This is a genomic window from Dongia rigui (assembly GCF_034044635.1).
Lineage (GTDB): Bacteria > Pseudomonadota > Alphaproteobacteria > Dongiales > Dongiaceae > Dongia > Dongia rigui.
The window spans coordinates 759,379-782,031 of the sequence record NZ_JAXCLX010000002.1 but is presented as its reverse complement, the minus strand read 5'-3'; the positions used below and the strand labels follow the sequence as shown (position 1 = coordinate 782,031).

Genomic DNA, 22,653 nt, shown 5'->3' with positions numbered 1-22,653 from the left:
ACCAACCTCTTGAAAAGACGATCAAATGCCTGATCTCGCCAGCCTTTGGCCGTTCTTCCTGGCCGCCCTCGCCCTCAACCTCACCCCCGGCGCGGACATGACTTATGTCATCGCGCGCACCGCGACACAGGGTCGAGCCGCCGGCGTCGCGGCCAGTTTCGGCATCGCTGGCGGCAGCGTCGTGCATACGGCCCTCGCCGCATTCGGCGTCTCGGCCATCCTCGCCCATTCCGAGGCCGCGTTCGTCACGGTCAAAGCCGCGGGTGCTGCCTATTTGCTGTATCTCGCCTGGAAGGCGCTGATGGCGGGAGCCGCGCGCGCCACGGCGACACAGGTCCTGCCGCCCATTCCGCTCTGGCGAATCTTCGCCGAGGGCGTGCTGACCAATGTACTCAATCCCAAAGTGGCGCTGTTCATTCTGGCGTTCCTGCCGCAATTCGTCGATCCGACGGCAACGGCGCCGGTCTGGCTGCAGATCCTTTTCCTCGGTACCTTGTTCAACATCAGCGGTACGGCCGTAAACTGCATCGTGGCGCTATCAACAGCCGCGGCGGCCGGCCTGATACGCGGATCGGCCGGCCTCGGCCGCTGGCTCAACCGGCTATCGGCGCTCGTTTTTGTAGGCTTGGCGATACGCCTGGCCCTGACGGAGCGCCGTTAAGCGCCGCCATGGTATAAGGCTCGATGTCCTGATAGATGAGGATCTTGTCGACGATTTTCCCATCCGTCGACAGCGGCAGGAACAGCGTCCCGATTTCCCGCGCCAAGCCTGAACGGGACGGTGTTGCATCATGGTCGAACACAATCGATTGCTCTTCTATGGCAATCCGATAGTTCTCGAGCACTTCATCACGGACGTTGCCATAGAGGCCTTCTTGCACCGGTCGACCGGTCGGGTCGAAACCGCGATGGGCACAAACAGCTGTGCCCACGACGCGGTAGACGCTGCTGCCCGGGCCGTCCTGGCCGACATCGACCAGAACCAGGCCTGACAACCATGGCCGCATTTCGGCAGGATCGATATCGGCGCGGCACGGCAACTTGCGGCCGTGTTTCTTTGCGTCCCAATAGCGGTAAAGCGCTGCGGAACGTATGGAGCAAACGTTCAGAAACTGCGTCGACGTCAGGCGCTGATACTTCATAGCAGCCTCGCCCGTCATGCCGTGTTTACGCCCGGCAATACGTCGTCCCCGCAATCATCATCCGCTTGAGGACGTGCTTATGCAAGGACCACAAAGGCGTAGCGGCGAATCTTAACGATTGAGTTCCGCCACTACGCCTAAGCGTGTCAGCTTCTCTTCCATGTGGTGCCGGAGGGACCGTCTTCAAGCAGAATTCCCTCCGACGTCAGCATGTCGCGAATACGGTCCGCCTCGGCAAAGTTCTTCGCCTTGCGCGCCGCAATACGCGCGGCGATCAGCTCTTCGATCTCTGCCGCCGGTCGGCCCTGCCCGCCATCATCCTGCTGCAGCCAGACCATCGGGTCCTGCCATAGAAGGCCCAGCAACTGGGCGGCACCCAGAACGGCGGCTTTGGCGGCCGTCTTCTTGGCGGGTGTCGTTGCCTTGTTAAGCTCGGTTACCAGTTCATGCATCTCGCTCACCGCCAGCGGCGTATTGAGGTCATCCGCCAGCGCGGCAAGAATGCTCTCCGGCGCCTTCGCCTCAGCCTCCACATCACTCACCTTGGCAAGCGCGCCATAGAAGCGATCGAGTTGGCCCTTGGCCTCCTTGATGCCGTCACGGGTGATGTCGATCGGCTGGCGGTAATGCGCCGAGAGCAGCGCCAGGCGGATCGCCTCGCCGCGCTGCCCTTCTTCCAGAAGTTCGTGAACCGTGAAGAAGTTGCCGAGCGATTTCGACATCTTCTGTCCGTTCACCTGGACGAAGCCATTGTGCAGCCAGTAATTCGCCATCACCGGCGTGCCATGGGCGCAGCGGCTTTGCGCGATCTCATTCTCATGATGCGGGAAAATGAGGTCGATGCCGCCGGCATGGATATCGAACACCTCGCCCAGCAATTCGCCCGACATGGCCGAGCATTCGATGTGCCAGCCGGGCCGCCCCTGCCCCCACGGGCTCGGCCAGCCGGGTTGACCGGCGTCGGACGGTTTCCACAGCACGAAATCCGCCGGGTGTTTCTTGTAGGGCGCCACCTCAACCCGCGCGCCGGCGATCATGTCGTCGAGGCTGCGACCTGAGAGCCCGCCGTAATCCGGCATGGATGGGACGTTGAAGAGCACGTGGCCTTCCGCCACATAGGCATGGCCTTTAGCGATCAATTGCTCGATCAGCTTGACCATCTGCGGCACGAATTCGGTCGCCCGCGGTTCGCGGTTGGGCGCCAGCGCGCCGAGGGCAGCCATGTCGTCGTGATACCAACCGGCCGTCCGCTTGGTGATGCTTTCAATGCTTTCGCCACTTGCTGCCGACGCGGCCATGATCTTGTCGTCGATGTCCGTGATGTTGCGGACATAATTGACATGCAGCGCGCCATAAACATGGTTCAACAAGCGATAAAGAACATCGAAAGCCACCACCGGGCGCGCATTGCCGATATGGGCATAGTCATAGACCGTCGGGCCGCAGACATACATGCGCACGTTGTTGGGGTCGATCGGCGTAAAGACCTGCTTTTCGCGTTGCAGGGTGTTGTAGAGATGAATCGTCATTGAAGTCTTCCCGTTAAGCGCCGTCAGGCCGTTTCGCCACGCAGGCGGCGCAGGGTTTTGTCGCGACCGATCAGCGGCAGCAGCAGACGCATTTCGGGGCCATGATCCAGCCCCGTCAGCGCCTGGCGCAGGGGCATGAACAGATCCTTGCCCTTGCGGCCCGTCGCTGCCTTCACCGCTTCGGTCCAGGTTTTCCAGCTGCCCTCATCCAAGGGCGCCTGCGGCAGAACATCGGCCGCAAGTGCTGCGAAGGCTGAATCCGCGATGTGGGGTGCGATCGACCCGCGGCAGATGCGTTGCCATTCCCCGATCTCCTCGATCTTTTCAACGTTGGCGCGGGCAACATCCCACAGCGCCGCATCGACGTCAGACAAGCCGACACCGGCCAGATGCGTTTTCGCTTCTTCAAACGGCAGCAAATGCAGCAAGCGCGCGTTTAAATGCAGCAGCTCGGCCGGATCGAAACGCGGGCTTGATTTGCCGAACTTGGAGAGATCATGGGATTTCACCAGATCCTCGAGATGCGGCTTCACCACCAGCGGCACGCCGGTGCCGATATGGGCGAGGTAAGTATTGAGCGACATCGGCTCCAGACCCTGATCCCGGAGATCAGAAATGGAGAGCGATCCCAGCCGCTTCGACAGCCCCTCGCCCGCGGCATCCACCAGCAAAGGCAGATGCGCAAATTCTGGCGCCTTGGCACCCAGCGCCTCGAATATCTGCGTCTGCGTACCTGTGTTCGTCACGTGATCGGCACCGCGAATGATATGCGTCATGCCGAGCGCAATGTCGTCCACCACCGAGGTGAATGTGTAGAGATAGGTGCCGTTCTCACGGATCAGCACCGGATCGGACTGGCTCGCGGTATCGATATGCTCGGCCCCGCGCACAAGGTCGTTCCACTCGACGCGTCGGTGCTCCAGCTTGAAGCGCCAGTGCGGGCGCTTGCCCTCGGCTTCCAATCTGGCGCGATCCGCATCCGAGAGCTTCAGTGCCGCCCGGTCATAGACGCGGTGGATCTTCCGCTTCAGCGCCAATTCCTCGGCGCTCTCATAGCAGGGATAGAGCCGGCCGCTGGCCTTGAGCTTGTCGGCGGCGGCATCATAGTCGGCGATGCGATCGACCTGGCGGGCAAAGCTGTCCCAGGTGAGCCCCAGCCAGCGGAGGTCCGTTTCGATGCCTTGGGCGAATTCGGGGGTGGAGCGTTCGGTATCGGTATCGTCGAGACGCAGCAGGAAATGGCCGTTGCGCTGGCGCGCAAACAGCCAGTTATTCAGGGCAATATAGATATTGCCGACATGCAACCGGCCCGTGGGGCTGGGTGCGAAGCGAACGCGAACCGACATCACAACACTCGATTTCCATCAATCTGACCTATCGCCGGGCCTAGGCCCTATTGGGGCCGGAAGCCATTGGTGATCGGATAACGCCGGTCCTTGCCGAAGGCGCGCCGCGAGATTTTGACCCCCGGGGGAGCCTGGCGGCGTTTGTATTCGGCCAGATCCAGCATGCGCCAGACCCGGAGGACCGTGGCCTTGTCATAACCTTTGGCGACGATCTGGTCCACGGCCATCTCTTCCTCGACCAGACAGGTGAGGATCCCGTCCAGGACGTCATAGGGCGGCAAAGTGTCCTGGTCCGTCTGGTTGGGCTTCAATTCCGCCGAGGGCGGCTTGGTAATAACCCGCTCGGGCATAACGGCCCCTCTGGGGCCCGCCAAACCGGCCGGAAAATGTGCATTCCGCCAGCGGCACAGCGCAAAAACGGTCATCTTGTAGACGTCCTTGAGGACCGAATAGCCGCCGCACATGTCGCCATAGAGTGTGGCGTAACCCACCGACATTTCTGATTTATTGCCGGTGGTCAGCAGCATGTGCCCCATCTTGTTCGACATCGCCATCAAGGTGAGGCCGCGCGAACGGCTCTGGATGTTCTCCTCGGTCGTGTCGGCCTTTTTGCCGGCGAAGATGCCGCCCAGCATGGCCTCGAAGGCCTTCATCGCCGGCTCGATCGAGACGATGTCATACTGGATGCCCAGCAGCTTGGCGCAGGCCGCCGCGTCGTCGAGGCTCTCCTGGCTTGTATAGGGCGACGGCATCATGACCGCCCGGACTTTGTCTGGCCCCAGGGCGTCGACAGCGACCGCCGCGGAGATCGCGGAATCGATGCCCCCGGAAAGGCCCAGCAAGACGCCCGGGAAGCCGTTCTTCTGGACATAGTCCTTGAGGCCCAGAACCATCGCCCGGTAGATCGATTCCAGTGCCGCGGGCTGTGGCGCGATCTCGGCCGGCAGGCACAGCCAGCCCTCATTGCCGCGCTGCCATTCGGTGATCGCCACCTTCTCGACGAAGGCCGGCAGGCGCGCCTTGAGCACCTTGCCGCGGTCGAGCACAAAGGAATCGCCGTCGAAGACTAGTTCGTCCTGACCACCCACTTGGTTCACATAGACGATCGGCAGATCAGTCTCGTCCTGCCGGTCCCCGGCAATCTCGAGCCGCTGCTCGGGCTTGGCATGGTCGTAAGGACTGCCATTGGGAACCAGCAGCAATTCGGCGCCCTGCTTCTTGAGGTGCTCTGCGGTCGTCGAAAACCACAAATCCTCGCATATCGGCAAACCCAGCTTGATACCGTTGAAGGCAACCGGCTCGGGCAGCGGTCCCGGCACGAAGACCCGCTTCTCATCAAAGACGCCGTAATTCGGCAGGTCGTATTTGAATCGCTTGGCGAGGATCTTGCCCTGCCCCAGCAGAAACGTCCCGTTATGTAGCTTCCCGTCCTCGACCCAGGGCGAGCCGACGATGATCGCCGGGCCGCCGTCCGCGGTATCCTGCGCCAGCATCTCGACACCCCTGCGGCAGGCTTCCTGAAAGGCAGGTTTCAGAACCAGGTCCTCCGGCGGATATCCCGACACGACCAGTTCTGGCGCCAGCACCAGATCGGCACCCTTGGCCGCTGCTTCCGCCCGCGCCTTGGAAATGCGCGCCACATTGCCGGCAACGTCGCCGAGCTTGGGGTTGATCTGCGCCAAGGCGATTTTGATTTTGTCTGTCATGTTAGGAACTTAACCGGCAGCCACATGATGTCAATTGCGCTGCACACAAGGCCGACATGCGGCCCGCTTTTTGCTTATGCTAGGCTGTGATACGGGGGACTGGAAGGATTGGAAAAATGCGCAACCGAATAATCAGCTTTGCCGCCCTGCTCCTGGTCGCAGCCAGCACCCCTGCCCTGGCTCAGAACCTACCCGACGGATTGACGCCGACACCGGTCATCGAACCTGCCGGCAACCGCTATCTTCTGATGGTGCTGGATCAACCGCAACGCGACCTCACCCATGGCAGCAGCAAGGTGAACATGCTGCTCGACACCAAGACCGGCAAGACTTGGATCCTGGAATTCGGCGTGAAGAACAATCAGAACGGCTACATCTGGAACGAAGTGCCGTTCACGCCGCCCGTAAAGTGATCATTTCCTGAACAGGAACTCGCGGCCGATCTTCACGCGCTTGACGCCGTTATATTCGATGATGTCGGCGGTGGCATAGGTTTCCGTCCAGCGCTGCGGCAGGAACGAGCCCGTCCCCACTACATCGATCGGCGCCTGCGCCTCGGCCATCACCTTGCATTTCGCCGGATCGAAGCCGGACGACGCCACGATCTTCACCTTGTGGAAGCCTTCGCGGTTGAGGGCGTCGCGCAAGTGCCAGATCGCCGCTGCCGACACGCCGGCACCCACCAGATGGCGAAGTTCGCTTTCCGAGCGATAGCCGCGGATGACCCTCGGCACATGGCGATCCATCACTGCATAGGAAGCCGGCGGATCGAGGCCTTCGATGAAACGGCTGCCCGGTGTGTCGATGCGGACCGAGAGCTTGCCCTCAGATGCCATGCCGGCAAAGCGCCGGGCGACGGTCAACGCGTCCGTCACTTCGCGGCCGAAATAGTCGACCAGCACCGTCATCGGTTCGTCGGGGAACGTCTCGTGGAACATTTCGGCCGCGCGCAGGGTCGAACCGGCATAACCGATCAGCGCATGCGGCATGGTGCCCAGCGCCTTTTCGCGGCCGAAATAATGGGCCGTCGCTTGCGTCGCGTTACCGATGAAGCCCGTCGCCTTGACCTTGCGCGTCGCGCGGGCGGAACCGACGGACGCGGCATAGGCCATCATTTCGGCCATCTCCAGACCCGCGCAGTGTCGGGCATCCATGGCGAGGAAAGCGACACTCGGCAGATCGGCGCACATGGTAAAGGCGTTGAAGGCAGCCACACAGGCTGGCCCCAGCTTCATCAGCAGCAATGTCTCGAGGTCGGCGAGGTGAACGAAGGAACCGCTCACATACATGATCGGCTCACCGGCGCCGACCCAGCGGCCTTCGTCGTATTGCAGGTCGATCTCGAACTCGGTATCGCGCTCGGCGGCGACCCGGCGCAGCCAATCCAGCGCCAGACGCGGCGCGGAGATGACGGGGCGACGCATGAAGATCGCATAGGTGACCTTGACGTCGCCGAAATGGGCGACGGTCGCCTTGGTCTTCAGGAAATACTGGTCGGACCAAGCCGCAACCTGATCGGACGCCGGCCCCGAAACCGGGCCGGCATCCTTCAGATTGTCTTTACGAGGCTTCGGCGATGCGTTGTCCACCGGCGCGCTCCGCTTTCAATTGCTCGGCAATGAGGAAGGCAAGTTCCAACGCCTGGGTGGCGTTGAGACGCGGGTCGCAATGGGTGTGGTAACGGTCGGCCAGTGCTTCTTCGGTAACAGCCTTCGCACCACCGATGCACTCGGTGACGTCCTGGCCGGTCATCTCGAAATGCACGCCGCCGGCATGAGTTCCCTCGGCCCGGTGCACATCGAAGAAGCCGCGCACTTCGCCCAGAATTCGGTCGAAGGGTCGTGTCTTGTAGCCGGTCGACGATTTGATGGTGTTTCCATGCATCGGGTCGCAGGACCAGACCACCTTGCCGCCATGGCGCTTCACGGCGCGGACCAGCGGCGGAAGCTTCTGCTCGACCTTGTCATGCGCCATGCGGGCGATGAGCGTCAGACGGCCGGGGATGTTCTGCGGATTGAGGATATCGATCAACCGCAGCAGGTCGTCCGGCTCCATGGTCGGGCCGCATTTCAGGCCGATCGGGTTCTGGATACCGCGCATGTATTCGACATGGGCACCGTCCGGCTGGCGCGTGCGGTCGCCGATCCACAGCATGTGGGCCGAGCAGCCATACCATTTGCCGGTAAGGCTGTCGGTACGCGTCAAGGTCTGCTCGAAATTGAGCAGCAGCGCTTCATGGCTGGTGAAAAACTCGGTCTCGCGGATCTGCGGCACGGTCTCCGACGTCAGGCCGCAGGCGGCCATGAAATCGAGCGTTTCGGAAAGGCGATCGGCCAGTTCCTTGTAGCGATGACCCAGCGGATTATCGGCCACGAAATCGAGGTTCCAGCGATGCACCTTGTGGAGGTCGGCAAAACCGCCTTGCGCGAAGGCGCGCAGCAGATTGAGTGTCGCTGCCGACTGGTTATAGGCCTGCACCAGGCGTTCCGGATCGGGGATGCGCGCCGCTGGTGTGAAGTCGATGCCGTTCACATTGTCGCCGCGATAGCTCGGCAGCTCGACACCGTCGATCACTTCTGTGGGCGAGGACCGCGGCTTGCCGAACTGGCCGGCCATGCGGCCGATTTTCACGATCGGCATGGCGGCGCCGTAGGTCAGCACCACCGCCATCTGCAGCAGCACCCGGAAGGTGTCGCGGATGTTATTGGCCGAGAACTCGGCAAAGCTCTCGGCGCAATCGCCGCCCTGCAACAGGAAAGCCTTGCCTTCGGCGACCTGGCCCAAGGCCTCGGTCAGGCGGCGGGCTTCACCGGCAAAGACGAGCGGCGGAAAGGCGCGCAGGCGCTCCTCGACCGACGCCAGCTTGGCGGCGTCCGGGTAGGTGGGGACCTGGGAGATCGGCTTGTCGCGCCAGCTCTCCGGCGACCATTTCGTGCTCATCTTCTGCCTCTGCGCGGGTGCGCTGGTAAGTCATGCCAACTGTGGAAAACAGGGCACTGTATATAGGATTTATGGCGCGTTCATGCAAATAATGCTGAATTGGCGCATAACCTATTGGCAGAAAACGATATAAGTTCAGTTACGGAGCGACCTTCACAACGCTGCCCTTCAACGCAACGCCCGCGACGATGGCGCCGGCATGGCATTCGAACTGCGTGTCGCTGGCGAACACCTTCTTCTTGTAGAAGCTCACGATGCCGACCACGGCATTGCCGCCCTCGGCCAGGGCGCGTTCGCCCAGTTCCTTCATGGCCGAGATCATGGCCCAAGTGCAGGCTTCCTCATCCTGCTTGCCGAAGGAATTGGTCTTCCGATTGGTGACGAACTCGCCAAGGTCCTGCCCCGCCGGCGCTGCCTGGTTCGCGAAATAGAACTTCACAGTCGACGGCACATTCTCCGCATACCGCGGGTCGGCCATGACATCGGCGATCTTGAGTTCATATTTGGTGTCGCGGGCCTGTGCCGGGACGGTTGCAAGGCATACCGCCGCCAGCAAGATTGCCACCCCCAAACCAATCTGAATTCGCATCATTTTTTCTCCAATACGCGGCGCCCCGGCACAACAGTCGCGAGGCCGGTCGAGTTCCCATCCCCGATGCTCAGCCGACCGGTGTCCGCATGGTGACAAACTCTTCCGCCGCGGTCGGGTGCACGGCGACGGCCGCATCGAATTGCTGCTTGGTCGCGCCCATCTTCACGGCGATCGCTAAGGCTTGGACGATTTCCGGGGCATCGATGCCCACCATATGTGCGCCGAGGACAACCTGCGTCTTGCGGTCGACCACGAGTTTCATCAGTGTCCGTTCGTCGCGGCCCGAAATCGTGTGCTTCATCGGCTTGAAATCGGCTTTATAGATATCGAGTTCCCGGCCCTCTTTCCGCGCGTCTGCTTCGGAAAGGCCGACGACGCCGACCGGCGGGTGACTGAAGACAGCCGAGGCAATGGTCTTGTGGTCGACATGCCATGGCTTGTTGCCGAAGATCGAATCCGCATAGGCATGCCCTTCGCGAATGGCCACCGGCGTCAAATTGACTCGGTCGGTGCAATCGCCGACAGCATGGATGTTCGGCACAGTGGTCTGCGAAGCGGCATCGACGGCGATCGCACCATTCTCCTTCAGTTTGACGCCAACCTCCCCGAGCCCCATGCCATCGGTCTTCGGGCGCCGGCCGGTCGCGTACATGATCGCATCGCAGGACAGCGTTTCGCCGCTCTTCAGCGTGACGCTGAGGCGATCGCCCGTCTTGTCGATGCGCGTGACATCCGCCTCTGTCTTGATCGCAATGCCCTTCTTGGCCATCTCAGCCGCCAGGAAATGCCGGACATCGTCGTCGAAGCCGCGCAGGATCTGCGCGCCGCGATAAAGCTGTGTAACCTTGGTGCCGAGGCCGTTGAAGATGCCAGCAAACTCGACGGCGATATAGCCGCCGCCGACGATGACGACGTCCTTGGGCAGACGCGCGAGATGGAAGGCCTCATTCGACGTAATCGAATGCTCGATCCCGGGAATACGCGGCCGCTCTGGCCAGCCACCGACCGCGATCAATACGTTCTTCGCCGTCACCCGCTTGCCGCCCACATTGAGCGTGTGCGGGTCGGTGATGACGGCGCGAGATTCCAGCAGCTCAACCTTCGATCCTGAGAGCAGCTTCTTGTAGATGCCGTTCAGCCGGTCGATTTCCTTGTCCTTGTTGGCAATCAGCGTCGCCCAGTCGAAGGTCGCCTCGCCCACAGTCCAGCCATAATTGCGCGCGTCCTCGAAATCCTCGTGGAAATGGGCGGCATATGAGAGCAGCTTCTTTGGCACACAGCCGCGAATGACACAGGTGCCGCCGAGCCGGCTCTCTTCCGCGACCGCAACCTTCGCGCCATGCCCAGCCGCAATGCGCGCGGCGCGCACGCCACCGGAACCGCCGCCGATGACAAAGAGATCGTAGTCGAACTGGGACATGGCCGCTCCGGACGTCATTTGCTGGCCGACTTGCACCACATGATCGGGGGTACGGTCAACCATCACCCAGGAAATGGTGATATGTCAGGCGCGCTTCAAGCATAACCCCAACGCCATCAGGGGCTTACCTGGCCTTCAAAGGATTCGGCAGTGCTCTGCGGCTATGGAAAGCGATACCGCTTCCCCCACACGCCTGGCGCCATCACGGATCGTCGCCAGCGCGGTCACTTTCTGGCCACCCGACAGAACCACATCGTAACGGGCGGTAGAGCCAAGGTAATCCACCGCCGCGATGGTGCCAGTGAGAGCGCCTCTGCCGAGTTCAATCTTCTCGGCGCGGACAATGACATTTACCCCCTCACCCGCTTGTAGCGCACGCGCGGCATCGGCCACGTCGATGCGGGCGCCGTCGCCCAGCGCCACGCTGATGCGCTTGCCGTTCACGGCGATCACCTTACCGGGCAGGAAATTGGCGTTGCCCAGGAAGTTCGCCACAAATTCAGACTGCGGATGCTCATAGACCTCGGCCGGTGCCCCGCGCTGCTCGATGCGGCCCTTGTTCATCACCACCACGAGATCGGACATCGCCAGGGCCTCGCCCTGGTCGTGGGTGACGAAGATGGCCGTGACGCCGATGCGCTGCTGGATGGCCTTGATCTCGCCGCGCATTTCCTCGCGGAGATTTGCATCGAGCGCCGACAGCGGCTCGTCGAGCAATAGCACGTCCGGTTCGATCACCAGGGCGCGCGCCAGGGCGATGCGTTGCTGCTGGCCACCGGAAAGCTGCGTCGGGAAACGCCCCTCGACGCCCGGCAGGCGCACGATGTCGAGCGCCCGCGTCACCCGCTCCGCGATGTCGGCCTTAGTCACACCGCGATATTTGAGGCCGAAGGCGACATTGTCGAAAATCGATTTGTGGGGAAACAATGCATAATTCTGGAACACCATGCCCAGATTGCGCTGATGGATCGGTGTCTCATTGACGCGCTGGCCCTTAATGCGGATCTCGCCGCCCGTCGGCGTCTCAAGACCTGCCACCATGCGCAAGGTCGTGGTCTTGCCGCAGCCAGATGGCCCCAGCAATGTCACGAAGGCGCCGTCAGGCACATCGAGATCGATGGCATCAACTGCCACCACCCCGCCGGCAAAATGCTTCTCGACCTTGCGCAGTTCAACCGAACTCATGATGTGCCTTGTCCGTCATGAAGATAGTTGGGCGCCCGGCCGACGCCGTCCCAGGACGGCCGGGCGCCACGTGGGTCTTACGCACCTTTGGAGATGCGGTCCCACTCCTTCTTGTAGGCGTCCTGGTTGTCGTACCAGTATTGCGCCTTCTCCCAGACATAACCTTCGAACTTGCCGGTGTCGTCATAAGCCGGCAGGCTCTTGATCTTGTCCGTCATCGGCACTTTGGTCGGATCGAGCGACGAGGGATAGTTCTGGCCCTCGGCAATGGCGATCGCGACCTTCGGTTCGATGCAGAAGTTGAGCAGTTGCTCGGCTGCCTCCATCGGGCTGCCTTTAAGGACATAGAGTCCTTCCAGCCAGGCGAAGCCGACATTGTTGAGGAAGCCGATATCGTGGCCGTCCTGCTGCAACGCCGCGACGCGTCCCGACCAACCGTCAGAAATGATGACCTCTTCCTTGGCCATGAGGTCGATGAATTCCTGGCCCGAGCTCCAATACTTGACGACAAGCTCGCGCTGCTTGCGGAGCGAGTCATAGATGGCGTTGATGTCCGTGGCACCCTGCGGGTCCTGACCCAGCAGCAGGCTCGCCATCCAGATGCGCGTCTGGAAGCTGTCGTAAAGGGCGATCTTACCCTTGTACTTCTCGTCGAACTGCAGCTTAACGCCCTGTGCCTTCGCTTCCTCGTCCGAGATGTACTTGCGGTTATAGGCGAGCCCGGTAACGCCATAGTCGAAAGGCACGGCCGAGAGTTTGCCGCCCGTCTCGGCGCGGAACGCCTCAAGGGTCGCCGGCAGCACATTAGCGAGATTCGGAATATTCGCCTCATTGATGACGTCGCCAAAGCCAGCCTTGCAGAAGCGTGCATAGTCGTAGACGCCGCTGACCAGGAACAGGTTGTAGTCGCCGGGCTGCGCCGCCTTGACCAAGGACAGGAACTCTTCGGTATCGCCGAATTCGCCTTCGACAACCTTGATGCCGGTCTTCTCTGTGAACGGAGGGAAGGCAAAATTATGGAACGCCTCAGAGACGATACCACCCCATCCGTCGAAGCGGATGGAATCGACCTCGGCCATGGCCTTCTTGCGCAGGAAGCCCATCGGGCCACCGGTTACGCCGACCGCCGCCGCGGTCGCACCAATGATGCGCAGCAGCGAGCGCCGGTCGATATCGCCGCTGTGAACCGCTTCAAGCAGACGCTCGTAGCGCTTTGGATCCGTCAACTTCTTCATGCCTTCCTCCCACGGTTGAAATCAAAACACGGTGCAGAAAACAAACCAGTCGAACGCTTTCACCTGGCCTTGGCAAATCGCCTGACCATGTAGCCGCCGATGAGCGGCAGCAGGATCGTAATCACGATCATCACGGCACCCAGCGCATTGATCTCGGGGCTGATCGAGGTGCGCAGCATGGCGAAGATCTTGGTCGGCACGGTCTCGATGCCGGGCTTCTTCCAAAAGAGCGTCGCCGTGATGTTGTCGAAACTCAACGTCGCCGCGAACAAGAACCCACCGACGATCGCCGGTGAAATCAGCGGCAATGTCACCTCGAAGAAAGTCTGGATCCGGTTGGCGCCAAGGGACCAGGCGGCCTCCTCATAGCTGGCGCGCAGGCCAACGAGGCGCGCCTGCACCACCAGCACGACATAGGGGAGCGACAACACGGTGTGGCCGAGCAGCAGCACGGCAAAGCTGCGCGGCATGCTGAGGAATTTGAGGAACATCAGCAGGGCGACACCCATCACCACTTCAGGCATCAGCAGCGGCAGCGACAGGAAGGTTTGGATACCTTCCTTGCCCGTGAAGCTGTAGCGCACCAGCGCCAGCGCCGCCATCACGCCGATGATCGTGGCAAGAGCCCCCGACGTGGCGGCCAGAATCAGCGAGGTCTTGAAGGCATCGACGATGGATTGGTTGGCGAACAGCTTGCCGAACCATTGCAGACTGAAGCCCTCCATCGGGAAGGCACCGCTGCGCGACGAATTGAAGGCGAGCAGGATCACGACCACGATGGGCGCGAACATGAAGACATAGACGGCGATCGAGCAGATCCGCAGCAAGGCCCAGCCCAAGCGCCCTTCTCCCGGTTTCCGCGCCGCTGCCGTGCTCATCGCGCGAAACTCCGATAGACGTCGGAGAGACTCATGAAGCGGTTATAGACCGCGATCACCAGGCCCAGCGCGACGAGCATCACGATGGAGAGGACCGACCCGAATGGCCAGTCGAGCTGCGAGATGATGGCTTCGTAGATGAGATCGGGAAAGAACAACGTGTCCGTGCCACCCAGCAGGCGCGGTGTCACATAGGAACCGGCCGCCAGCACGAAACAGAGCAGCGACCCGGCACCCAGCCCTGGTAGCGACAGGGGCAAGGTCACCTCGCGAAAGCTCTGCCAGGGCGTGCAACCCAGCACGCGCGCAGCCGATTCCAGATTCCGGTCGATGCCGTCGAGGCTGACATAGACATTGATGATCATATAGGGCAGCTGGAAATAGACCAAGCCCATGATCACCGAGAAATCATTGTAGAGCAGCTTCAACGGTTCATCGGTGACGCCGATGCCGACGAGGACCGCATTCACGAAGCCGTTCTTCCCCAGCACGTTGATCCAGGACATCGTGCGGATGATGTAGGAGACCCAGAACGGCAGGAACATCAGGAACAACAGCAAGCCGCGGTTCCTGATCTCGGCCCGGGCCAGAAAATAAGCGGTCGGATAGCCCAGCACGATGCAGACCGCCGTCGTGAGCAGCGCGGTTTTGAAGGTGCTGTAAAGCGCCAGCCAATAGAAACTGTCGGAAAGAAAACTCGCCCAATTGCCGAACTGGAACGCCGGTGTATCGAGCCCCTCAGCCGAGCGCAGCCAGAACGAATAGGCCAGGACAAAGAGGATCGGCGCCACCATCAAGAGCGACAGCGACAGGATTGCCGGAGACAATAGCAGATAGGGACGCGCCAACGCCCGTGACACGATTGAGCCTCACCCCGTCTAAGCTAACGACTTCTTATTTGACGGCAGTATGACAGGGTAAAAGCTGCAGTGTCTATGGCCCTTTCAGGAGCCAGGCAGCGCTATGCGGCGACGCCGCTGCGCGTCGCCTGACGCCAGCGGCGATGCAGCATGACACCAAGAACCACCAACTGAGTAAGGATCGGCGCAAAGCTGAGGACGATGTCGTCACCGGCGACGGGCAGAACCAGGGTGATATAGGCGCCGTAACCCGCGAAAATCATGATGATGCTGACCGGCCAATAGACCAGTGCCAGATAGACCAGCCAAGTAACGTCCGACTGGCTCCGCCATGGGCCAAAGCTCAGCCACAGAAGAATTGCCAGATCTCGCGTCATGAAGAGCAGGACCAGCACCAGCGTCTCGGCGAGATGATCGAGCGAAATGAGGCGCAGGCGCAGAAAGATCTCCGACAGGCTGCTCGGCCAGCCATCGCTGCCGAGGGTCACCAGCGTATAGATCGCGAAAAGGGCGGCAATCGTGGCGCCCGCCATCGCGATCGACCACCAGGGAATTTCGGCCAGCGCCCGGCTGAAATCGCCGTGCCGCAATGCCAGCAGGCCGGAGCGGTAGCGGATCGGGTCGCGCCGGTCAGCGAGGGCCGAAAGATAGGTCAAGGCAATCATGACAATGAAGATTGGCAAAGCCGCGCCGACCATCCCACCGCCAGGCCAAGGCGCAATGCCGGCGGCCAATGCCGCACAGAAGGCAACGAAGCTGGCCCAGAACCACGGCCAGGCGCGGTATTGGAGTTCCGCCCGCATCAGCCGATAGACGGCGACAAGTGCCCAGACGACGAAGACCGACCCCAGTACCGCCCGCACCATCGGCCAGGAATAGGCGCTGTCAAAGACATAGGCTGTGCCGGGCACGAAATCCGGCTGGTTGAGCACCGGGGCGGTCCCGATACCGCTCACGGCCAGAAAGACGACGAAGCCGCAGGTCTGCGCCAGGGTGATCGTCAGACGGCGATACTGCACGGTCTTGCGCAGGCGGATAAGGGCGACGCCCAGAGCCACGACATGCGCCAGACACGCGCCAATGAGGACCAGATAGATGCCGAGCCAGAAATTCCCGGCCCGCCCGGGTGGGAACCCGCGCTCGAAGCCGGCAAAGACATAGACCGCGAGCGCCAGCAGGCCGCAATACCAAACGAAGCTGCAACCGCCGATCAACTTGCCCCAGGCCATCGACCAGGCCGAGAGACCCGACATGCGTTGTGATTCCCAGGTGCCGCCAGCAACCTCCTCGGCCAGCGTGTCCGCCGCACGGCGCGGTCCCCACATGCCCAAGACCATCACCAGGATGAGATTGGCGGCATAGGAAAGCTTGTCGAAGTCGCTGACCAGCAGGACCGCATAGGCAACCGTGAGCCCGACGGTCGCTGCCGCCATCATCCTCTGCCAGCCCAGATGCAGCCACAGGTTCCGCTGGAATTCCGGATTGAGATCGAGGCTCATTGCGGCCCCACCAACCGCAGAGGCGGCCGTTCCGTCGCCGCCTTCATGCGCGCAAGATAGATATCCTGCAGGCTGCGCCGCTCCGGCGCGAAGGATGCCAGCGGCAACCCCGCCGCCAGCACCGCTGCCAGCATGGTGGCCCGGGTCGACGGATCGGGATCGGACATGACGATCGCGTCGTCGACACCGCAGCTTAAGACCTCGATGCCGCCGATCGCCAGGAGCCGCTTGCGCAGTTCGGCAACGGGTCGGGCGAAATCCAGCCGGATCTCGACCCGCCGCTCGGTCACCGTGCCCATCACCGCCAGCGGCGCATGATCGACCACTTGGCCCTGGCGCAGCATCAGAATATGGGTCGAATAGTCTTCCAGCTCGGCCAGGATATGCGACGACACCAGAATGGTCATGCCGTCGCGCGCCAGATTGCGCAAGACGCCGGAAAGACCGATCCGCGCCGATGGATCGAGCCCGGACGCCGGTTCGTCGAGCATCAGAAAGGTCGGCTCATGCAGGACCGCCTGGGCGATGGCCAGGCGTTGCCGCAGGCCTCGCGACAGGGTTCCGGCCTTCTGGCCCAGCCGGTCGGTGATCTCGAGCCGCTCGGCGGCGCCTTCTGCGACCGTGCGCCGCTGCGCCCGCGGCACCCCTTGGGCGGCCGCGCGATACATCAGGCCCTGCCGCACCGTCAGTTCGTCATAAAGGCCGAAAAAGTCGGGCAGGAAGCCCATTCGCCGATGCGCCGCGCGCGGATTGGCATGCACATCAAGATCGTCCAGGCGGACGGTGCCGGAAAAGGGCTGGTCCAGGGCGGCACAGAGCCGCATCAAGGTCGATTTGCCGGCGCCATTCGGGCCAACCAGCGCCGTGATCGTCCCACGCTCCAGGACCAGCGACACATTGTTGAGGGCGCGGTGTCCGGGATAATCGAAGATCAGGTTTTCGACATGAAGCATGAGCCCAGTTTCGTCACTTTTGGCCGGGTTGGAAAGCCCGTCCCCCTCCCCGGGGTGTGCGGGTTTTCCTATTCGGATCAAGGGGAAGCCGGTGCTTCAAAAAAGACGGCCAACAATTTCACACCAGATGACAGATGCGTCACCATCCGTTAACCTTATCTGCATTAGCATCTGCAGCAACACCTGCGGCATTCCACCGACGCGTTCCGCGCCGGGCGGCCCCTGTATAGGACGAAGGGAACGAATATGGCTGGCAAATCGAGCTCCAAGAAAACCGTTGCGGCGAAAGCCAAGAAAGTCGCCAAGTCGGCAAAGCCGGCGGCTCGATCAAAGACGGTCGACAGCGGGATCAAGCCGGCCGCACCCAAGGCCTATGCATCGGTCGCGGTGAAGGACAGCCGCAACGGCAAGAGTTTCGAGTTGCCGATCGTCAAGGGCACCGTCGGCCCCGATGTCGTCGACATCCGCAAGCTCTACGGCGAGCATGGCCTCTTCACCTATGATCCTGGCTATGGTTCCACCGGCTCGACACAGTCTTCGATCACCTATATCGACGGCGATGTCGGCGTACTGACGCATCGCGGCTACAAGATCGAGGACCTCGCCGAAAACAGCGACTTCATGGAAGTCTGTTACCTGCTGCTGGAAGGGGAATTGCCGACCGCCAAGCAGAAGGCCGAGTTCGAAAAGAACATCACCTATCACACCATGCTGCACGAGCAGATCGCGCGCTTTTTCTCCGGCTTCCGCCGCGACGCGCATCCGATGGCCGTCATGGTCGGCGTGGTCGGCGCCCTCTCCGCCTTCTATCACGACAGCACCGACATCCATGATCCGCGCCAGCGCATGATCGCCTCGCACCGCCTGATCGCCAAGGTGCCGACGATTGCCGCCATGGCCTACAAATATTCAGTCGGCCAGCCGTTCGTTTATCCCCAGAACGAACTCTCCTACGCCGAAAACTTCCTGCGCATGACGTTTGCGGTACCGGCCGAGGAGTACAAGATCGATCCGGTCGTCGCCAAGGCAATGGACAAGATCTTCATCCTTCATGCCGATCACGAGCAGAACGCCTCGACCTCGACCGTCCGCATGGCCGGTTCATCGGGCGCCAATCCGTTTGCCTGCATTGCGGCCGGCATCGCCTGCCTCTGGGGTCCGGCCCATGGCGGCGCCAACGAAGCCGTCCTTAAAATGCTGGCCGAGATCGGGCATAAGGACAACATCAAGGACTATATCGGCAAGGTGAAGTCCAAGCAGGACAATACCCGGCTGATGGGCTTCGGCCACCGCGTCTACAAGAACTACGACCCGCGCGCCTCGGTGATGCGCAAGTCCTGCCATGAAGTGCTGGATGCGCTGGGCAAGCGCAACGATCCGTTGCTGCAGCTTGCCATGGAACTGGAAAAGATCGCCCTCAGCGACGATTACTTCATTTCCCACAAGCTCTATCCGAACGTCGATTTCTATTCGGGCATCATCCTGCAGGCGATCGGCTTCCCGACCTCGATGTTCACGGTGCTGTTCGCCGTAGCGCGCACGGTCGGCTGGGTCGCACAGTGGAAGGAAATGATCGAAGACCCCACCCAGCGCATCGGCCGCCCGCGCCAGCTCTATACCGGCTATGGCGAGCGTCCCTATGTGCCGATGAACAAGCGCAAGTAAGCGCGAAAGAATACCGCAGAATCGAAGGGCGGCGCCGCGAGGCGCCGCCCTTCTCTTTTGCCGCCAAAGAATGCGGCAACACTTGATGCACCTCGGCGTCCCACCCGTGGGCGGAGGTCGCTTGCAGCTTACCCAGCGCGCAACTCGGTCAGGACCTGGCGTACCGCGGCATCCAGCACCTGGACCTTCTTTTCCATGTCGGCTGCCATGTCGAGCATCTGGCGGGCAACACCGCTGGTCTCGCCGACAATGGCGCGAACATCGGTAATGCTGCCGCTGACCCGCTTGGTGCCGTCGACCATATGCCGGATGCTGCCGGCCATGTTTTGGGTCGAGGCTTCCTGGCGCTCGACTGCCTCTGTGATGCTGCTGGTGGCCGCACTCGTCTCATGCATGCTTGCCTGGATGGCGCCGATGGCCTGTGCCGATTCCTCAGCCGAGCGGCGGATATCGCCGATCTGGCGGGTGATATCCTCCGTCGCCCGCGCCGTCTGATTGGCAAGGCTTTTGACCTCGGACGCCACGACCGAGAAACCCTTGCCGGCTTCCCCGGCGCGCGCCGCCTCGATCGTCGCATTGAGCGCCAACAGGTTGGTGCTGCCGGCGATCTCGCTGATGAGCGTGACGATCTCGCCAATCTGTTGGGCTGCGACATGCAATTGCGAAACGGTGTTGTTGGTGTGGTCCGCCACGCTGACGGTCTTCTGCACGCGGTTGCGGGCACCCTCGACATTTTCCGTGATCGCCGTGATGGCATTGGCGAGTTCGTCCGCCGAGGCTGCCACCTGCTGCGCACCGGCCTCTGCCTCGACGACCGCTTCGGTGGCATCTTGTGCCTGATTGGCTGCCACCCGGGCGGATCGATCGAGCGTTGCCGCCGTTTCACCCAGCTGGCCGGCCGCAGACCGTAAGCCGCCGACAGCCTGTTGCACTTCGCCTTCCAGCCGGCTGGCCAAGGTCAGCATGGCATTGCGCCGCTCGCTGCTCGCTTGTTCGCGCAGCTGGTTCTGCTCCGCTTCCATCTGATGGCGCTTCAGGGCCATCTCCTTGAACACTTGGACGGCACGCGCCATAAGCCCCACCTCGTCATGGCGGTCGCGAGCCGGGACATCGACCTGCAAGCGGTCCTGGGCCAGTGCCGTCATGCTGTCCGACAACAGCAGCAATGGCCGGAGCGAATGTCGTACCGACCAGAAGAGCCCCAGGCCGGACAGGATCGCACCACCAACACCCAGGATCGAGAAGGCGACCAGAAGGTCAATGAAGGTACCCAGGAACACGTCCGAATCCCGCGACAGCGCGACGATGTCGTTGCCTTTACGAAAGACTGAGGTGAGGTGAATGTCCGACAGCGGCAGATCGAGCGTCGGTGGGACTTCATAGGCCGGGTTGCGCGCCAGTTCTGCCGCAGTCTCGGTGGCGTTCAGCAGGGCTTCCAGATCAGCGCGCACCGTGGGCTCGGTGACACTCGTCGCCAGGAACTTGCCATCGCGCCAGACCGATATATCGCCGCCGATCTCGCCCGCCAGCTTGGCGAGGTCCGCATCGGTCGGCATGGTAGTGTCGCTCAACACATTGACGATATGCTGGCGCGCGGCGCCGTTCACCTCGGCCAATTGGCGCATGCTGCCCTGATAGACGACATAGAGCACGACCACAGCCATGAGGCCGGTGGCGACGACGATGTTCGCCAGGCCGTGCAGCAACAAGCGGGTTGAAATCTTCATGAGCTTCGTTTCCGTGCCATGTGCGGTGGCGAATGAGGCTATCCGGGGTTGTCCTAGCCGCAGATGACCTAGATCAAACTGGCTGCCGGGCGGAGAAAAGAAAAGCGGCCAATGGGCCGCCTTTCCGTCTGAATATGCTTAACGGGCCGTTACTTCTGGACCAATTCGATCTTGTACCCGTCCGGATCCTCGACGAAGGCAATGACCGAGCCGCCATGCGCCATCGGGCCAGCGGGGCGCGGAATTTTGACGCCTTCCTTGGCCAGCTTATCGCAGGTCCCGTAGATGTCCTCGACACCGACGGCGAGATGGCCGAACGCGGTGCCGATCTCATAAGGCTCCTTGCGGCCCCAGTTGTGCGTGAGCTCGATGACACTGTTATCATCTTCATCGCCATAGCCGACGAAGGCCAGCGTGAATTCGCCCGACGGGTAATCCTTGCGGCGCAGCAGCTTCATGCCAAGATGGCGCGTATAGAAATCGATCGACTTGTCGAGGTCCATGACGCGAATCATGGTGTGGAGCAGACGGTTCGACATGCTTTTCCCTATCCTTCTATATCTGGGTATCTAACGTGCGGCCGCTTCGACGGCACCGACGATGTCGTCGACCACGCGCGCAATCAGTGCCTTGTCTTCGCCCTCGGCCATTACGCGGATGAGCGGCTCGGTGCCGGACTTGCGGATCAGCAAGCGCCCGCTGCCATTGAGCGCCGCTTCGCCGGCGGCGATGGCATCCTTCACCTTGACTTGCTCCAGTGGCGGCGTCTGTCCCGGCTGGTAGCGGACGTTCTTCAATAGCTGCGGTAGCGGCGTGAACGGCCTGCCTGCCTCGCTCGCCGGCCGATCGGCGCGGATGAGGACCGCCAGGATCTGCAAGGCCGCGATAAGGCCATCACCTGTGGTCGCAAAATCGCTGAGGATGATATGGCCCGATTGCTCGCCGCCGATATTGATGTTGAGGCGCCGCATTGCCTCAACGACGTAGCGGTCACCGACTGCCGTGCGGTGCAGTTTCAGGCCGAGATTCTGCAGGTGCCGCTCCAGGCCCAGGTTCGACATGACCGTTGCGGCAATGCCGCCGCCGCCAAGCCTGCCGGCGCTCTGCCAACTCTCTGCGATCAGCGCCATCAACTGGTCACCATCGATGACCGTGCCTGTTTCATCGACCACGATCACTCGGTCCGCATCGCCGTCGAGGGCAATACCGAGATGGGCGCCGCTGGCTTTGACCTGGTCGCACAGGCGCTGCGTGTGCACGGCGCCGCAATTGTCGTTGATGTTGGTGCCGTTGGGTTCATTGGCGATCGCAACGACGTCAGCCCCGAGTTCCCACAGCACGGTCGGTGCCACCTTATAGGCCGCACCATTGGCGCAATCGACCACCACGCGCAGGCCTTCCAGGCTGAGGCCCTTCGGGAAGCTCGACTTCACAAACTCGATATAGCGGCCGGGCGCATCGTCGATACGCTTGGCGCGCCCGAGCTGTGCCGACGGTGCGAGGCCTTGGGCTGGCGCAAAACCGGTCCCCTGCAGCCCGCTTTCGATCTCGGCTTCGATATCGTCGGACAGCTTGAAGCCATCCGGCCCAAACAATTTGATGCCGTTGTCTTCATAAGGATTATGCGATGCAGAGATCATGACGCCGAGATCGGCCCGCATTGAGCGGGTCAGCATCGCCACGGCGGGGGTAGGCAGCGGCCCCAGCAGCATCACATCCATGCCCATGGAGAGAAAGCCCGAGGTCAAGGCGGTTTCCAGCATGTAGCCGGACAGCCGCGTGTCCTTACCGATGATGACCCGGTGCCGATGCGCGCCGCGCGTGAAATGCGACCCGGCCGCCAGCGCCAGGCGCAGGGCCGTCATGGCGGTGATCGGCTCGGCATTGGCCAAACCACGCACCCCATCGGTGCCGAACATTTTGCGGGTCATTTGTGATCCAATCGTAACATCGCGAGCGATTCCGGCATTTTACCC

20 protein-coding genes are annotated in these 22,653 nt (G+C 61.8%); 3 read left to right on the top strand and 17 right to left on the bottom strand.

Annotation, left to right across the window (positions count from 1 at the left end):
- The first annotated feature begins 25 nt into the window (after positions 1-25).
- Complete coding sequence (locus tag SMD31_RS15225) at positions 26-661, top strand: LysE family translocator (protein WP_320501750.1); 636 nt, start codon at positions 26-28, stop codon at positions 659-661.
- On the opposite strand, the gene SMD31_RS15220 is transcribed toward SMD31_RS15225, so the two are convergent.
- The 4 genes from SMD31_RS15220 to SMD31_RS15205 form a co-directional block, all read right to left on the bottom strand.
- Positions 594-1,142 carry a PAS domain-containing protein gene (locus SMD31_RS15220; RefSeq protein ID WP_320501749.1) on the bottom strand — a complete coding sequence of 183 codons (549 nt, stop codon included), beginning with the start codon at positions 1,140-1,142 and terminating at the stop codon, positions 594-596. The two genes, SMD31_RS15225 and SMD31_RS15220, sit on opposite strands and share 68 nt — an antisense overlap.
- A 146-nt stretch (positions 1,143-1,288) precedes the next feature.
- Positions 1,289-2,671 (bottom strand): cysteine--tRNA ligase, encoded by a 1,383-nt coding sequence (gene cysS, locus SMD31_RS15215; RefSeq protein ID WP_320501748.1) that lies wholly within the window; start codon positions 2,669-2,671, stop codon positions 1,289-1,291.
- 23 nt (positions 2,672-2,694) lie between these two features.
- Complete coding sequence (gene gltX / locus SMD31_RS15210) at positions 2,695-4,020, bottom strand: glutamate--tRNA ligase (RefSeq protein WP_320501747.1); 1,326 nt, start codon at positions 4,018-4,020, stop codon at positions 2,695-2,697.
- Positions 4,021-4,064: 44 nt separating this feature from the next.
- Positions 4,065-5,723, bottom strand: coding sequence for an NAD+ synthase (locus tag SMD31_RS15205; RefSeq protein WP_320501746.1), 1,659 nt, complete (start codon positions 5,721-5,723; stop codon positions 4,065-4,067).
- A 116-nt stretch (positions 5,724-5,839) separates the two neighbouring features.
- Here SMD31_RS15205 and SMD31_RS15200 point away from each other — a divergent pair, with 116 nt between their 5' ends.
- On the top strand, positions 5,840-6,136 hold the full coding sequence (locus tag SMD31_RS15200) for a hypothetical protein (RefSeq protein WP_320501745.1): 297 nt from the start codon (positions 5,840-5,842) through the stop codon (positions 6,134-6,136).
- On the opposite strand, the gene SMD31_RS15195 is transcribed toward SMD31_RS15200, so the two are convergent.
- The 10 genes from SMD31_RS15195 to SMD31_RS15150 all read right to left on the bottom strand — a co-directional run bounded on the left by SMD31_RS15195 (position 6,137) and on the right by SMD31_RS15150 (position 17,285).
- Positions 6,137-7,276: a nicotinate phosphoribosyltransferase gene (locus SMD31_RS15195; RefSeq protein WP_320501860.1), complete on the bottom strand. Its 1,140-nt coding sequence runs from the start codon at positions 7,274-7,276 to the stop codon at positions 6,137-6,139.
- Positions 7,277-7,283: 7 nt separating this feature from the next.
- Complete coding sequence (locus SMD31_RS15190) at positions 7,284-8,663, bottom strand: class II 3-deoxy-7-phosphoheptulonate synthase (RefSeq protein WP_320501744.1); 1,380 nt, start codon at positions 8,661-8,663, stop codon at positions 7,284-7,286.
- 139 nt (positions 8,664-8,802) lie between these two features.
- Positions 8,803-9,255: a hypothetical protein gene (locus SMD31_RS15185; protein ID WP_320501743.1), complete on the bottom strand. Its 453-nt coding sequence runs from the start codon at positions 9,253-9,255 to the stop codon at positions 8,803-8,805.
- A 67-nt stretch (positions 9,256-9,322) separates the two neighbouring features.
- A complete protein-coding gene (gor, locus tag SMD31_RS15180; RefSeq protein WP_320501742.1) occupies positions 9,323-10,675 on the bottom strand; it encodes a glutathione-disulfide reductase in 1,353 nt (450 codons plus the stop codon).
- A 135-nt stretch (positions 10,676-10,810) separates the two neighbouring features.
- A complete protein-coding gene (locus SMD31_RS15175; protein ID WP_320501741.1) occupies positions 10,811-11,860 on the bottom strand; it encodes an ABC transporter ATP-binding protein in 1,050 nt (349 codons plus the stop codon).
- Between the two features lie 77 nt (positions 11,861-11,937).
- Positions 11,938-13,095, bottom strand: coding sequence for an extracellular solute-binding protein (locus SMD31_RS15170; protein WP_320501740.1), 1,158 nt, complete (start codon positions 13,093-13,095; stop codon positions 11,938-11,940).
- A 59-nt stretch (positions 13,096-13,154) separates the two neighbouring features.
- A complete protein-coding gene (locus tag SMD31_RS15165; RefSeq protein ID WP_320501739.1) occupies positions 13,155-13,973 on the bottom strand; it encodes an ABC transporter permease in 819 nt (272 codons plus the stop codon).
- Positions 13,970-14,833 (bottom strand): ABC transporter permease, encoded by an 864-nt coding sequence (locus SMD31_RS15160; RefSeq protein WP_320501738.1) that lies wholly within the window; start codon positions 14,831-14,833, stop codon positions 13,970-13,972. Before SMD31_RS15160 ends, SMD31_RS15165 begins: the two co-directional genes overlap by 4 nt.
- Before the next feature lie 101 nt (positions 14,834-14,934).
- Positions 14,935-16,332: a hypothetical protein gene (locus SMD31_RS15155; protein WP_320501737.1), complete on the bottom strand. Its 1,398-nt coding sequence runs from the start codon at positions 16,330-16,332 to the stop codon at positions 14,935-14,937.
- Complete coding sequence (locus SMD31_RS15150) at positions 16,329-17,285, bottom strand: ABC transporter ATP-binding protein (RefSeq protein ID WP_320501736.1); 957 nt, start codon at positions 17,283-17,285, stop codon at positions 16,329-16,331. Before SMD31_RS15150 ends, SMD31_RS15155 begins: the two co-directional genes overlap by 4 nt.
- A gap of 246 nt (positions 17,286-17,531) precedes the next feature.
- On the opposite strand from SMD31_RS15150, the gene gltA reads away from it, so the two are divergent.
- Entirely contained in the window at positions 17,532-18,950 is a 1,419-nt protein-coding gene (gltA, locus tag SMD31_RS15145; RefSeq protein ID WP_320501735.1) for a citrate synthase, read from the top strand.
- A 128-nt stretch (positions 18,951-19,078) separates the two neighbouring features.
- Here gltA and SMD31_RS15140 read toward each other — a convergent pair whose 3' ends face one another.
- The 3 genes from SMD31_RS15140 to glmM form a co-directional block, all read right to left on the bottom strand.
- A complete protein-coding gene (locus tag SMD31_RS15140; protein ID WP_320501734.1) occupies positions 19,079-20,677 on the bottom strand; it encodes a methyl-accepting chemotaxis protein in 1,599 nt (532 codons plus the stop codon).
- Between the two features lie 149 nt (positions 20,678-20,826).
- Positions 20,827-21,216, bottom strand: coding sequence for a lactoylglutathione lyase (gloA, locus tag SMD31_RS15135; RefSeq protein WP_320501733.1), 390 nt, complete (start codon positions 21,214-21,216; stop codon positions 20,827-20,829).
- A 30-nt stretch (positions 21,217-21,246) separates the two neighbouring features.
- Positions 21,247-22,608, bottom strand: a complete 1,362-nt coding sequence (glmM, locus tag SMD31_RS15130) for a phosphoglucosamine mutase (RefSeq protein ID WP_320501732.1) — start codon at positions 22,606-22,608, stop codon at positions 21,247-21,249.
- Positions 22,609-22,653 lie beyond the last annotated feature (45 nt).